The 12419-nt window shown below is 58.2% G+C and carries 14 protein-coding genes and 1 pseudogene; 8 read left to right on the forward strand and 7 right to left on the reverse strand.

Annotation, left to right across the window (positions count from 1 at the left end; all coding sequences use genetic code 11):
* Nucleotides 1-45: 45 nt before the first annotated feature.
* The 6 genes from UCMB321_RS09215 to UCMB321_RS09240 form a co-directional block, all read right to left on the reverse strand.
* Entirely contained in the window at nucleotides 46-516 is a 471-nt protein-coding gene (locus UCMB321_RS09215; protein ID WP_040065634.1) for an arsenate reductase ArsC, read from the reverse strand.
* Between the two features lie 39 nt (nucleotides 517-555).
* Nucleotides 556-912 (reverse strand): metalloregulator ArsR/SmtB family transcription factor, encoded by a 357-nt coding sequence (locus tag UCMB321_RS09220; protein ID WP_040065639.1) that lies wholly within the window; start codon nucleotides 910-912, stop codon nucleotides 556-558.
* Nucleotides 913-1377: 465 nt separating this feature from the next.
* Complete coding sequence (locus UCMB321_RS09225) at nucleotides 1378-1692, reverse strand: pentapeptide MXKDX repeat protein (protein ID WP_040065641.1); 315 nt, start codon at nucleotides 1690-1692, stop codon at nucleotides 1378-1380.
* A gap of 68 nt (nucleotides 1693-1760) precedes the next feature.
* Nucleotides 1761-2534, reverse strand: coding sequence for a molybdopterin-dependent oxidoreductase (locus UCMB321_RS09230; protein ID WP_040065642.1), 774 nt, complete (start codon nucleotides 2532-2534; stop codon nucleotides 1761-1763).
* Between the two features lie 3 nt (nucleotides 2535-2537).
* Nucleotides 2538-3131 carry a cytochrome b/b6 domain-containing protein gene (locus UCMB321_RS09235; protein ID WP_040065644.1) on the reverse strand — a complete coding sequence of 198 codons (594 nt, stop codon included), beginning with the start codon at nucleotides 3129-3131 and terminating at the stop codon, nucleotides 2538-2540.
* A 287-nt stretch (nucleotides 3132-3418) separates the two neighbouring features.
* The gene (locus tag UCMB321_RS09240; RefSeq protein ID WP_040065646.1) at nucleotides 3419-4072 is read right to left on the reverse strand and encodes a peroxiredoxin; all 654 of its coding nucleotides are present in this window, start codon (nucleotides 4070-4072) and stop codon (nucleotides 3419-3421) included.
* Between the two features lie 571 nt (nucleotides 4073-4643).
* Between UCMB321_RS09240 and UCMB321_RS31710 the strand changes: the two are divergent.
* The 3 genes and pseudogenes from UCMB321_RS31710 to UCMB321_RS09250 all read left to right on the forward strand — a co-directional run.
* A pseudogene (locus UCMB321_RS31710) lies at nucleotides 4644-5528 on the forward strand (methyl-accepting chemotaxis protein); the annotation flags it as partial.
* Between the two features lie 198 nt (nucleotides 5529-5726).
* On the forward strand, nucleotides 5727-6431 hold the full coding sequence (locus UCMB321_RS31715) for a methyl-accepting chemotaxis protein (protein WP_425338549.1): 705 nt from the start codon (nucleotides 5727-5729) through the stop codon (nucleotides 6429-6431).
* Nucleotides 6432-6586: 155 nt separating this feature from the next.
* A complete protein-coding gene (locus UCMB321_RS09250) occupies nucleotides 6587-7768 on the forward strand; it encodes an NnrS family protein (RefSeq protein ID WP_040065650.1) in 1182 nt (393 codons plus the stop codon).
* A gap of 92 nt (nucleotides 7769-7860) precedes the next feature.
* On the opposite strand, the gene UCMB321_RS09255 is transcribed toward UCMB321_RS09250, so the two are convergent.
* Nucleotides 7861-8730, reverse strand: coding sequence for a helix-turn-helix transcriptional regulator (locus tag UCMB321_RS09255; RefSeq protein ID WP_040065651.1), 870 nt, complete (start codon nucleotides 8728-8730; stop codon nucleotides 7861-7863).
* 404 nt (nucleotides 8731-9134) lie between these two features.
* Between UCMB321_RS09255 and UCMB321_RS09260 the strand changes: the two genes are divergently transcribed.
* The 5 genes from UCMB321_RS09260 to cpaB all read left to right on the forward strand — a co-directional run bounded on the left by UCMB321_RS09260 (nucleotide 9135) and on the right by cpaB (nucleotide 12401).
* Complete coding sequence (locus tag UCMB321_RS09260; protein WP_040065653.1) at nucleotides 9135-9329, forward strand: Flp family type IVb pilin; 195 nt, start codon at nucleotides 9135-9137, stop codon at nucleotides 9327-9329.
* 157 nt (nucleotides 9330-9486) lie between these two features.
* A complete protein-coding gene (locus tag UCMB321_RS09265; protein WP_040065656.1) occupies nucleotides 9487-9681 on the forward strand; it encodes a Flp family type IVb pilin in 195 nt (64 codons plus the stop codon).
* Nucleotides 9682-9708: 27 nt separating this feature from the next.
* A complete protein-coding gene (locus UCMB321_RS09270; protein WP_040065658.1) occupies nucleotides 9709-10239 on the forward strand; it encodes an A24 family peptidase in 531 nt (176 codons plus the stop codon).
* 2 nt (nucleotides 10240-10241) lie between these two features.
* A complete protein-coding gene (locus UCMB321_RS09275; RefSeq protein ID WP_040065661.1) occupies nucleotides 10242-11570 on the forward strand; it encodes a P-loop NTPase family protein in 1329 nt (442 codons plus the stop codon).
* Between the two features lie 15 nt (nucleotides 11571-11585).
* Complete coding sequence (cpaB, locus tag UCMB321_RS09280; protein WP_040065667.1) at nucleotides 11586-12401, forward strand: Flp pilus assembly protein CpaB; 816 nt, start codon at nucleotides 11586-11588, stop codon at nucleotides 12399-12401.
* The last annotated feature ends 18 nt before the right edge of the window (nucleotides 12402-12419 follow it).

A 12419-nucleotide genomic window follows, 5' to 3' on the forward strand; every position in this document is an offset into this window, starting at 1 on the left:
GGAAATCAGCACCGGCACTTCCACAAGAGGGCCATATTTCCTGCGTTAAAGCGTACTGATCAGAGCCAGCTCAGCCTTGAGCTGCTCGGCACCCAAGGTGGAAAGGGGTAAAGCCAGGAACGCTTCCAGTCGCCGGGTGATTTGCTCCAGGGTCACATCAAATGCGGCCTGGACTTCTTCCGGTGTGCCGTGAAAGTCCGATGGGTCAGCCAAACCCCAGTGCCCCTTGATCGAGGGGCCGAAGAACGCCGGGCAGGCTTCACCCGCGGCTTTATCGCAGACGGTAATGACGAAGTCGGGAGCAAGGTGTTCATGCGCGTCGCTGGACTTGCTGAACAGCCCAACCGTTGAGATGCCTGTCTTTTCCAACGTTTTCAGGGCCAGTGGATGCACTTCGCCTTTGGGCTGGCTGCCCGCGCTGTAGGCTTTCATGCCCGCAGGGGCCAAATGGTTGAAGGCCGCTTCACAGAGAATGCTGCGGCAACTATTGGCCGTGCAGAGGAACAGTATCTTCATCGGACTCTCTCTCATAAACCAACCTCAGGCGGTTAGGGTTCAGCAGCAGGCAGCGACGCGTTCGGGGCGGTCGCCCATTTCATCAAGGCGTTTGGCATCAGGGCTCAACCAATGCTTGTTGGCCTCCAGAACGGTGGTCAGAACGCTATGCACCCAATCAGGCAGGTTCGGGTGCAGTCGGTAGTAGACCCATTGGCCTTGCCGACGATCCGCCAGCAGGCCGCAGTTACGCAGTTGTGCCAAGTTCCGGGATACTTTGGGTTGACTCTCGTTGAGCGCGCAGGTCAGTTCGCAGACGCAGAGTTCACCCTCACGGGTGACCAGCAGCATCATGCGAACCCGATTGTCGTCGGCCAGGCATTTGAAAACGGTGGTGGGGGTCAGGTGGTCGGTCATTGCTGTGGTGGTCATAATGAGGCCTTGGCTCATATGCGATTTTTCGAATATATGATTTTTCGAATATAAGGTAAAGCATCAAGGGCGGATTTGTTCGATGAGGGCATCGGATTGCGCCGAACGGTCTCACTGAAACACCCATGAAATGAGGAGGGTCCTGGAGAGTGGTCAGGTTTTGTGTCGGTTATATTTGAAAAATTGTATATGCGGATTTTGTAATGAGCAGTCATCGATCAGGCGTGGCCTCTCCCACGGCTCGACCATCAAGCAAGACGAAGGCAGGACCTGGAAAGCCATTGCACAGGTGGGAACACCTAGGCACGCCAACAGTCGTTTTCATCGCTTGAGCCCTCGAGTGATTGGCAGACGACTTTTCTGGATCGTCTGTCAATCAGTCGGTGCCGATGCTCCTGGAATGTCCCTGGCGGGAGCACACACGATCCACTGCTGATGCGACCGGGCGTCTCAATACTTCTTCATCGTGTCATTGCTCATGTCGTCCTTTTTTTCCATACCATCGCTCTTCATGGCGCCACCTTTATCCATGCTGTCTTTTTTCATGGCGTCACTCTTCGCCTTGTTGCCTTTGGTCTTGTAGTGGTGCGCTTTCTTCGCTGCGGTGCCTTTCATTTCATCTTTTTTCATTTCATCCTTTTGCATCGCAGGCTTGGCCATCTGATCCTTGGACATATCACCTGTCCCGGTTTCAGCTGCAAACAGTGGGGCAGCGGCCAGCCCCAGAACAACGGCGGCAACCGCCGTAACAATCAGCTTCTTCATGTCACTACTCCTGTGTAGTTCGCGTTAACGACAGCGGCAATACGCCGTTTTTCAGGACAGCCGATTGCTCAACTGCCACTGAACCAGTTGTAACCCTGATCCTCCCAATAGCCACCGGGATAGTCATTGGTCACAAAGATCTCCACCACATGCTTGGGGTTCTTGAAGCCTAATTTGGTCGGCATACGCAGCCGCAGGGGGTAACCGTATTCCGGCGGCAATACCTGATCGTCATAACTCAGGGTCAGCAGCGTTTGCGCGTGCAAGGCTGTGGGCATGTCGATGCTGGTGTAATAGTCATCAGCGCATTTGAGTCCGACATATTTGGCACTGGTGTCGGCGCCCACACGTTGTAGAAAGGTCGAAAAGGTCACTCCACCCCATTTTCCGATGGCGCTCCAGCCCTCCACGCAAATCAGCCGCGTGACCTGACTGGTGTGCGGCAACTGGCTCAATTCGGCAAGGGTCCAGCTGTGTTTATCCTGGACCAGACCGCCGACCGTGAGTTTGAAATCATCACCGTCGATGTCCGGAATGCCGTTGCGGTCGTAATAGGCGTTGAAGGGAAATGGCCGCGTCATCATCGACTCAGGATAAGTCGGTGCCAGTCTGCTCGGATCGAACAGCGCCGCCTGAACCTTGTCGTTGAAGCGCGACACCCTTCTCAGCATGGACTCCACGGAGTCGCTGTCATCAACACGACAGCCCGTCAGCAAGGCAATCCCGCCCAGCGTCCAGGCATAGCGCAGAAACTGTCTGCGGGCAGGGAGATCAAGCTCCTGCGCCACCGACTGGATGATGGCGGGCTCAGCCATTTTGTCTTCGCCACTCTTTCTGTTCATGAGTCAGTGCCCACGCAGCATGGCAATCAGGGTGCGCGGCACGAGGGCCACCATCACCAGATGCACCACGGTAAAAGCGACCAGCAGGGCCATGCAGACAAAATGCACGATGCGCGCTGAGTCATAACCGCCCATCAGCTCCCTCAGCAAAGGAAACTGCACCGACTTCCAGATCACCAGGCCCGACAGCACGAGCACAACAAGATCGAGTACGACAAACAGGTAGGCAAGCTTTTGCAGGGCGTTGTATTGCCGCAAGTCCGCATGGGCGAGCTTGCCCCTGAGAGCTGCCAGAAAATCATGAAAGACGTCGGTGGGGCGTATGGGGAAAAACTTGTAGGCGATGCGGCCGGAGAAAATATTGAGCAGCAGGTAAACGATACCGTTGATGAACAGTATCCACATCGCCGCAAAATGCCAAAGGAGTGCCCCCGCCAACCAACCACCCAAGGTGATACCGGCGGGAATCTGAAAGGAAAAAATCGGCGAGGCGTTATAGATTCGCCAACCGCTCATGACCAGGATGACCACAGCGATGACATTGACCCAGTGGGTCAGCCGGAGCCAGATCGGGTGAATCGTTTGGGGGTTACTCATAGTTCCTGTCCTACCGGCACAGTGCCGACGAATCCCCCCGACCACCACGAAATGTGTTGGCTCAATCCCCCCATGGTCAACCCGCAACTCCAATGGAGTCACAAACTACGCCGACCGGATGACGCATTTATCAGACTAGCATCGGGTTATAGACGGTGTTTCACATTATTGCGGGGTGGCAAACCGAGGGCCCTGATCTCATGGGATTTCAGGTCCGGGATCGAGCGTAGCGTCGCTCCCGGATCCATCATCCTTCTCCAAATTGATCGAGCCCTTGCGGGTTGTTGTTACTTCGGCTGTGCCACGGTGCGCAAATAAGGCTTCAACGTCTTGAAGCCCTGCGGGTATTTCTTCCTGGCATCTTCGTCGGACACCGAAGTGGGGATGATGACGTCCTCACCCGGACGCCAGTTCACTGGGGTGGCGACGGTGTGCTTGGCGTTCAATTGCAGAGAGTCGAGCAGGCGCAACACTTCGTCGAAGTTGCGCCCGGCACTCATTGGGTAGACCAGCATCGCCTTGACTTTCTTGTCCGGGCCGACGATGAACACCGAACGCACCGTGGCGTTGTCCACGGCGGTGCGTGCGCCGCCGGAGGCATTCGGGTGAATCATGTCGTAGAGCTTCGCTACGACCAGGTTCTCGTCGCCGATCATGGGATAGTTGACCGCATGGCCCTGGGTTTCCTTGATGTCACCGAGCCAGGCCAGGTGGTCACTGACCGGGTCGACGCTGAGCCCGACTATCTTGGTGTTACGTTTGTCGAACTCCGGCTTGAGTCCGGCCATATAACCGAGTTCGGTGGTACAGACAGGGGTGAAATCCTTCGGGTGCGAGAACAGAATGGCCCACTTGTCGCCAATCCACTCGTGGAAGTGGAGCGGACCTTCGGTGCTTTCGGCAGTGAAATCCGGTGCTTCATCGCCAATGCGGATTGCCATGTTCGATCTCCTTGCAGTGACTGGGAGGGAAGCTATCAGCACAGCTGACTGCTGTTGCGACGGCGTTCGAATGTTTGCATCGAACCTGTCGGAGCGAATGAGTATAGGAGACGCTCCAAGATAAGGCGCAAACCCGCTCATCAACTATGTAAGTAATTGAAATTTATTATTTTTATTGGGTATCAGAGCGGCATGTCTTGCCACTTGACCCACACCTCATCCTGCCAATGCAGCAGGCTGGCCGAATGCCTGGGGAAAGTAACAGCCGCTCCTATCGCCACCAAACAGATGTGGATAAGATCGAAAGAAACAAATAGAAACATTTCAGCGAAAAAATATTACGCCGATAACTGCCTTGAGAAGCCACCAAGGGTCCCCGGGAACAGTTTCCCTGTCACCTGAAAACCAAGAACAGAATGCCTTGTGGGGAAATGGAATGAGTAAATGGCTCGGCAATATCAGCGTCAACCTCAAGCTGGCCCTGGGCTTCGGCCTGGTATTGGCACTGACCTCTGTCCTTGCACTGACCGGCTGGACCAGCCTGGACAGCTTGGTTTGGCGCAGCGACCGCATGGGCGATGTCACCTTGTTGAACGCGCTGCTGACCAAAGTACGCGAGGCTCGCCTGCAGTACGTGGTGACCAATGGCGATGAAACGGCTGCGCAGAACGTGCAGGTGAATCTGGACGCCTTCAACGCCCAGGAGCAAAAACTGATCAGCACGTTCAAAAAGCCTGAATTTGTCAAACTCCTTCAGGAACAGGCGGTCATCGTCGGCAAATTCCAGCAGTCCCTGAATAAAATGCATGACGCCTATCGAGTCCGCAACAGTGCACGCCAAACCTTCAGCAGCAGCGGGGAAGCGGCCTTCAAGCAGATCGACGCAATCCGCAGCAGCGTGCTGCAAATGCCCCCGGGCGACGTGGAGCGTTTCGAACGCTTCCAGGCCATCACCCAAGTCCAGGAACTGTTCCTGCTGAGCCGTTTCGAAGTTCGCGGTTACATCGCCGACGGCACTCCGAATAGCGAGCAGAAGGCCTTGAAGCAACTCAATGAAGCCGTTGATGGCCTGAAACAGCTTGGCGAACATTTCAGCTCGTCCCAACCGGATGCATGGCATCAGCTGGAAACCGCCCTGGGCAACTACCGGACCGCCTTCCTGGACTTCAAGACGGCTGGCAACGTCGTGACCCTGACGGGCAAGGAGCTGGTCGACCAAGTGGGCCAGATATCGGCTATCAGCGACGCCCTTTACCAGGGGCAAATAGACAGCCGCAACAGCGAAGTCGTCCAGACTCGCACGCTGCAATTGGGCTGTGCCTTGTTCACCTTGCTGTTCGGCATCCTGGCCGCGGTCATCATCACCCGCCAGATTACCCGACCGATCCGCGAAACCCTGGCCGTGGTCGAACGCATTGCCGCCGGCGACCTGACCCACAACCTGGTGGTGACGCGCCGTGACGAACTGGGTGTGTTGCAACAAGGCATCCGGCGCATGGGCACGACCCTGCGCGAGCTGATCAGCGGTATTCGCGATGGCGTCACGCAGATCACCAATGCCGCCGAAGCGCTGTCGGCGGTGACCGAACAGACCAGCATTGGCGTTAACAGTCAGAAAGTCGAGACCGATCAGGTCGCCACCGCCATGCACGAAATGACCACCACGGTGCAGGAAGTCGCGCGCAACGCCGAACAAGCCTCGCAAGCCGCTGTAGACGCCGACGGCCAGGCCCGTGAAGGTGACAAAGTGGTTGCCGAGGTCATCGCGCAGATCGAGCACCTGGCTGCGCAAGTGGTGCGCTCCACCGAGGCGATGACGCTCCTGCAGCAGGAAAGCAGCAAGATCGGTAGCGTCATGGACGTGATCAAGGCCGTGGCCGAGCAGACCAACCTGTTGGCCCTCAACGCGGCCATCGAAGCCGCCCGTGCCGGTGAGGCCGGTCGTGGTTTCGCCGTGGTCGCCGATGAAGTTCGCAGCCTGGCCCAGCGTACCCAGAAGTCCACCGAGGAGATCGAAGGGCTGGTCGCCGGTTTGCAAAGTGGCACCGAGCAGGTGGCCAACGTCATGAACAACAGTCGCAGCCTGACCGATAACAGCGTCGAACTGACGCGCAAGGCCGGTGTGTCACTGGGCAATATCACCCGCACGGTGTCGAACATCCAGTCGATGAATCAGCAGATCGCGGCCGCCGCCGAGCAACAGAGCGCCGTGGCCGACGAGATCAGCCGCAGCATCGTCAACGTGCGCGACGTTTCCGAGCAGACCGCTGCCGCCAGCGACGAAACCGCCGCCTCCAGCGTCGAGCTGGCACGGTTGGGCAACCAGTTGCAGATGATGGTCAGCCATTTCAAGGTTTGACGAAGCAAGGGGGGGAGGTGTCAGCAAGCGCAAGCCTTGTCGATTTGATCTGCGACAACTGCCTTTGATCGCGAATACCCGATCATTGTACTGCGGATTGACCGCGATGCTCGTCGGTGAGCGTCAGCTCCGCGACAAGGCAGAGGAGTAGCTTTATGCAAGTGCTTGAGCGCAGTGAAACCAGGGCGGTCCCGCCGCTGTTGCAGCTGGCCTTTCGGTTATTTTTCCTCGCCGGCTGCTTCTTGGCGGTGCTGGCCATCCCCCTTTGGCTGACAGCCCTCAGTGGTGGCATTTCCAGCTGGCAGCCGGCCGGTGGTTGGCTGGGCTGGCATCGACACGAGATGCTGTTCGGGTTTGCCCTGGCGATTGTCGCGGGCTTTCTGCTGACGGCCGTGCAGACCTGGACCGGACGTCCCGGTGTCAGCGGCACACCGTTGGCGGTGTTGGCACTGTTGTGGTTCAGCGCGCGCGTGGCCTGGCTGGTCAATCTGCCATGGCCGTTGCTCGCGCTGCTGGAGTTGGCATTCCCGCTGGCCGTGGCATTTTCCATGGGGATGACCCTGTGGAAGGTACGGCAGAAGCGTAACTACCCGATTGTGATCATGTTGCTGCTGCTGAGCGGGGCCGACGGCCTGTCCCTGTATGGCCTGGTTGAAGGGCATGAAGGCTGGCAGCGCCAGGGCGTATTGACCGGTATCTGGCTGGTGGCGGCCATGATGGGGTTGATCGGTGGGCGCATCATTCCGTTCTTCACCCAGCGCGGTCTTGGCCGGGCCGAGGGCGTTGCCCCTTGGCCCTGGCTGGATCGGCTGCTGTTGGTGGGCTCGCCGCTGGTGGCCTTGCTCTATGCCGCAGGACCTGCGCTGACCCCCAACCCCTGGGTTGGCCTGCTGTTCACGGTGTTGGCGGCCGGGCATCTGCTGCGTCTGTTGCGCTGGCATGATCGGGCGTTCTGGCGCGTGCCGTTGCTGTGGTCGTTGCACCTGGCGTATGGCTGGCTGGCGGTGGCTTGTCTCGGGATGGCGCTGTGGCATTTCGGCGTGCCGTTGAACCCGAGCCTGGCGCTGCATTGCCTGACGGTAGGGGCGATGGGGGGGCTGATCCTGGCAATGATCGCGCGGGTCAGCCTGGGACATACCGGTCGTGCCCTGGAACCGCCGTCGGGCATGACCCTGGCGTTCATTTTGCTGAACCTTGGGTGTCTCAGCCGGGTCGTGTTGATCCTGTTCTTTCCCTTGCCGGCGTTGTGGCTGGCCGGCCTGTGCTGGGCGTCGGGGTTCGCGCTGTACGCCTGGCGTTATGGGCCGATGCTGCTGCAAGCCCGGGTTGACGCTTGATATGGGTGCTACTGAGCGTTCTGAAGGCCCCTTGCATGGGGCCTTTTGCTTTCTGCGGCTTCTGTTGCCCCTCCGGCCAAAGGGGCGGCGAGTCAACCGCCGAGACTCTGTACCAGGCTCTCGAGCATTTCAGCGGTTGCATTGTCCTGCGCCAGTTCCAAGGCGACAGGCACGCTAAGCTGGCGGGTCAGACGGTATTCGCTCGGTGTGCAGCTGGCGAACTGCTTGAAGGCGCGAGCGAAGTAGGAGGGGTCCTTGAAACCGGCCTCGTAGCCGATGCTGGTAATGGGCATCTGGCTGTTGTCCAGCAGCTCCTTGGCGAAGTTCATGCGCTTGTTCAGGATGTAGTCCGTGAAGCCGAGTCCGTAGGCTTCCTTGAACAGACGGCTGAAGCGAAAGGCGGTCATGCCGCAACGCTTGGCCAGTTCCTTCTGGTCGATGCTGTCTCGAAAGTGCTGATCGATGTATAGCAATACGTGGCTGAGCGCCTGGTGCTTCTGGTGGCCCGGCGTCATCCGGATGCTGCCCGGCAAGGTCGGGGAATGGTCAATCCGTGGAGTCTTGCGTTGGTCGTTGATGGTGCGGCGCAGTTCGTAGAGCTGAACCACGGCGGTCAGGTAGCGATTCTTTTCGGCGGCGCTAAGGGGCAGCACCATGTATTCCCAGACACACGAGCGCATGGCCCATACGGCCAGTTCCTCGGAGTGTTGCACGGTGAACATGGTGATCGGAATGGTGGGGGCGGTGTGCTTGATCTCCAGCAACATCCTCAGCCCCAGTGTGTCGGGACGATCGAAATGGATGCAGATCATGTCGGCGTGCACCTTGCCCGAGAACACCGATTCCTTCGCCAGTACACAGTCGCAGGCGTGCTCAAACTGCGCGATGAGCTCGGGGGTGCTTCGATCATGGGTCCGATCGAACCACAGCAATGATGGTTTTCTGGTCACCTTCGACGTCATGCCCTTGGCTCTGAGGTTCGTACAGCCATCCAGTGAGTAGTATTGTCAATGTGATATCACCTTTCAGATTGAATCCTGATAAAAAAAGCTGAGTCCAGTTCCATATGCTCTATGTCCCGCCTGGCGGCCCGGGCCGGCCAGTGATTTATGGGTGTATGGGCCGGGATCGACCGTTCGTCGTTTGTGAATCATCGGCAGGGTGTTGGCGAACCCTGCCGTGTTTCTGCCTTTTCTTTCCCCTGCGCCCATGCCGATTACCCGCTGCAGTGCGTGCCCGCAAAAAAGTCCTAGCGATACGCAAAATCCTCCTAACCCTCTTGCAAGTGCCCTGACTAAGGTAGCCACAAGCAGTTTAAAAAGAGCTGCTTCCCCGTAAGAACAACAATCGAAATGAGGTGAGCGAAATGACTCTTCAAACGATCAAGACTTCGGTAATGAAGTTCGCCAAAGATGAAGATGGCCTGACCATTGTGGAATATGCAGTGGCCGGTGGGTTGATTACGGTATTGGTGGCAGCCGCGTTCGTTCTTTTGGGCGGCGCCGTGAATACCAAGATCAGAGCACTGTGCCAGGCCGTTAACGGCAACGTTGCGTGCTGATCACCCAGACTTACGGCGGGAGGGATGCGACGCAGTCCATGGAATAACCGGTGGTGACTGTCTTATTGATAACACCACCGGAAAACTCGATGAACTTCGAACGCTCCCTGCCCATGTAAGCACGGGGTCATATTCCTGATCAAGTGAGGTGCGCAAAATGAAACTGCAAGGAATAAAGACTTCGCTACGCAAGTTCGCCGAAGATGAAAAAGGTTTGACCATCGTGGAGTACGCCGTGGCCGGTGGGCTGATTACGGTCGCCGTTGCCGCTGCGTTCGTTCTGTTGGGCGGTGCGGTGAACACCAAGATCCTGGCGCTCTGCCAGGCGGTGAATAACAACGTTGCGTGCTAACGATTAATCCCACTTGGGAGACGCGCCATGTCCACGGAACTGCTGGTTTCTACTATTTTGCTGATAGGACTTCTAGGCGTGGCGGTGGTGAGCGATCTGCTTCACCACCGTATTTCAAACACGCTGATCCTGTTGGGACTTGCCTTGGGATTGGCCGGTCAGTTGTATTCAGGGGGTGTAAGCGGATTGGGAGATGGTCTGTTGGGGCTCTTGATTTGTTTTGCACTGTTTCTGCCCATGTATGCGATGGGTGGCATGGCCGCCGGTGACGTCAAGTTAATGGCCATGGTCGGAAGTTTTCTACCTTTTCATTATGCGCTGTGGGCTGCGTTATTCAGCCTGATAGCCGGTGGCATGTGCGGTTTTCTGATAGTGCTGATTCGCGGTCAGTTATTCAAGACTCTGGGGCGCTATTGGCTGATTCTGAGGGCGCAGGCTTACTTGGCGCCCACCTCAGATGAAGTGGCCGGCAAGCCTTTCCCTTATTCAATTGCCATTTTGCTCGGCACTTTAAACACCATTCACTGGCAACTCTTTGCCAGTGGGTTGGGAGGTTAGTCATGCACGTCGTCGAGACTGATGTCTACCACAATGAACGAGAGGCGGTGCAGCGACTCGCTCCCCAACCTTGCACGATCAGCGAGACGGGGCTGACGGATAGTTTCCTTGGTGAGTTGGTGTGCAAGCATTTGTATGACGCTGGCGTGCTGGACATGCCGAGGCTGGTGGAGCGCCTTGCGCTGACCGGTGCCGTCTTGGACGAGGTCCTGGTGTTTCTACGCAAGGATGGTCGCGTCGAGGTACTGGGTCAGTCGGGCGCGCAAATGGGTGGGCAGGCGCTGCGTTATGGCCTGACCGAGCGCGGTCGTGGTGCCGCTCGCGATGCCTTGTCGCGTAGCGGCTATGTCGGCGCGGCACCGTTCCCGGTGAATGCCTACCGCTCCCTGATCAAGCTGCAGACCATCCACCATGGCAACATCGGAGCCCACGATATGCGCACGGCGCTCAGCGGCGTGGTGCTCACCGAGCAGATGCTCGATCAACTGGGCGTGGCGCTGAACTCCGGGCGTGCGCTGATGATTTATGGCCCCGCGGGGACCGGCAAGACCTATGTCAGCAGTCGATTGATTCGCCTGTTCGCCGAATCCATCTGGGTACCCCATGCCATCGTGATCAATGAATCGGTGATCGAGATTTATGACCCGCAGGTGCATCAGCGTCTGGATGACGACAGTCAACCGAACAACCTGATGCTCAACAAAGGGATCGATCGTCGACTGCTGCGCTGCAAACGCCCTGTGGTCATCACCGGCGGTGAATTGAGCATGGAGCAGCTGGACGTTCGTTATGACCCCGGCACTCGTCAGTACCAGGCCGCCCTGCAGCTCAAGGCCAGCAATGGCCTGTTCATCATTGACGACATGGGCCGCCAGCGCATGGCACCGGCCGAGCTGTTCAATCGCTGGATCGTTCCGATGGAAGAGAAGCGCGACTTCCTCAACCTGGGGGGCGGACGGCATTGCGAACTGCCGTTCGACCTGATCCTGGTGTTCTCCACCAACCTCAATCCCCTGGAGTTGGCCGACGAGGCCTTCCTGCGGCGGATTGGCTACAAGCTGCAATTCGGTTACCTGAAGCCCGATCAGTACGAACAGATCTGGCGGCAGGAGTCCGAGCGCCTGGGTATTCGTCATGACCCGATGTTGGTGCGCCATGCACTGCAGAAACTGTACGCGGTTGAAGGCATGCCACTGGTGCCTTGCCATCCCCGCGATCTGCTGAGCATGGCACTCGATCGTCAGCGTTACCAGGGCGGCAGTGGGCCACTGTCGCCGCAGGAACTGGAATGGGCCTGGCACAACTACTTCGTTCAGCTCGACTTTCTTTGAGCAGGAGATACAGAAATGAGCTCTCGTACTGCCACTCTGATTGGTATTTCCCTGGTCATGGGCCTGAGTGCCGCGTGGATGGCCAACTCCTGGTTGAGCGCACGGCTCAATGCCAGCCCGGATGATCACCTGCGAAGCGTGGTTGTCTCCACGGTCGAGATTCCTTTCGGGCAGATGGTCGAGGCCCAGCAGGTCACGACCGTGCGCATGCCCATGGATGCGATCCCGGACGATGCCCTGGATGCCACTGAAAAAGCCGTGGGCAAGATCGCCACGTTCGACATTCTGCGCGGTGACATCGTTCGCGGTGCACGACTGAGCGAGCACCTGGGCGGCAGCACCCTGGCCTCGCTGATCGCGACGGACAAACGTGCCATTTCGGTACGGGTGGACGATGTGGTCGGCGTGGGCGGGTTTCTGCTACCGGGTAACCGGGTCGATGTGCTGGCGACCAAACACACCGATGGCGGCGGCAACACCGCCGTCTCCAGAACCATCCTCGAGAACCTGCGCGTGCTGGCGGTGGACCAGACGGCGGGCACGGACAAGACCCAACCGGTGGTGGTGCGCGCGGTGACGCTGGAGATGACCGCCGCCGAGGCGGAAAGCCTGGTCACGGCGCAGACCGAAGGGAAGTTGCAATTGGCCCTGCGCAATCCGCTGGCCGTCGATAAAAAGCCGGTGGCCGTTGCGCCTGTCGCGCCTGTTGCACGGCCGATCACGATCGCCAGTGCAGCGGCGCCCAGACCGGTCATGCATCGTAGCGGCAGTGTCGGCGGGTCTATCACCGTTATCCGTGGCATCGAAGCCCACGTGGTCAATGTGCAATGAGCGAACGCCCCCGGTAGT

This window comes from Pseudomonas batumici (assembly GCF_000820515.1).
In the GTDB taxonomy this organism is placed as follows: domain Bacteria; phylum Pseudomonadota; class Gammaproteobacteria; order Pseudomonadales; family Pseudomonadaceae; genus Aquipseudomonas; species Aquipseudomonas batumici.

Coding starts and splice junctions, on each gene's coding strand:
- UCMB321_RS09215 (WP_040065634.1), bottom strand. CDS start 516: ATGAAGATACTGTTCCTCTGCACGGCCAATAGTTGCCGCAGCATTCTC.
- UCMB321_RS09220 (WP_040065639.1), bottom strand. CDS start 912: ATGACCGACCACCTGACCCCCACCACCGTTTTCAAATGCCTGGCCGAC.
- UCMB321_RS09225 (WP_040065641.1), bottom strand. CDS start 1,692: ATGAAGAAGCTGATTGTTACGGCGGTTGCCGCCGTTGTTCTGGGGCTG.
- UCMB321_RS09230 (WP_040065642.1), bottom strand. CDS start 2,534: ATGAACAGAAAGAGTGGCGAAGACAAAATGGCTGAGCCCGCCATCATC.
- UCMB321_RS09235 (WP_040065644.1), bottom strand. CDS start 3,131: ATGAGTAACCCCCAAACGATTCACCCGATCTGGCTCCGGCTGACCCAC.
- UCMB321_RS09240 (WP_040065646.1), bottom strand. CDS start 4,072: ATGGCAATCCGCATTGGCGATGAAGCACCGGATTTCACTGCCGAAAGC.
- UCMB321_RS31715 (WP_425338549.1), top strand. CDS start 5,727: ATGACCACCACGGTGCAGGAAGTCGCGCGCAACGCCGAACAAGCCTCG.
- UCMB321_RS09250 (WP_040065650.1), top strand. CDS start 6,587: ATGCAAGTGCTTGAGCGCAGTGAAACCAGGGCGGTCCCGCCGCTGTTG.
- UCMB321_RS09255 (WP_040065651.1), bottom strand. CDS start 8,730: ATGACGTCGAAGGTGACCAGAAAACCATCATTGCTGTGGTTCGATCGG.
- UCMB321_RS09260 (WP_040065653.1), top strand. CDS start 9,135: ATGACTCTTCAAACGATCAAGACTTCGGTAATGAAGTTCGCCAAAGAT.
- UCMB321_RS09265 (WP_040065656.1), top strand. CDS start 9,487: ATGAAACTGCAAGGAATAAAGACTTCGCTACGCAAGTTCGCCGAAGAT.
- UCMB321_RS09270 (WP_040065658.1), top strand. CDS start 9,709: ATGTCCACGGAACTGCTGGTTTCTACTATTTTGCTGATAGGACTTCTA.
- UCMB321_RS09275 (WP_040065661.1), top strand. CDS start 10,242: ATGCACGTCGTCGAGACTGATGTCTACCACAATGAACGAGAGGCGGTG.
- cpaB (WP_040065667.1), top strand. CDS start 11,586: ATGAGCTCTCGTACTGCCACTCTGATTGGTATTTCCCTGGTCATGGGC.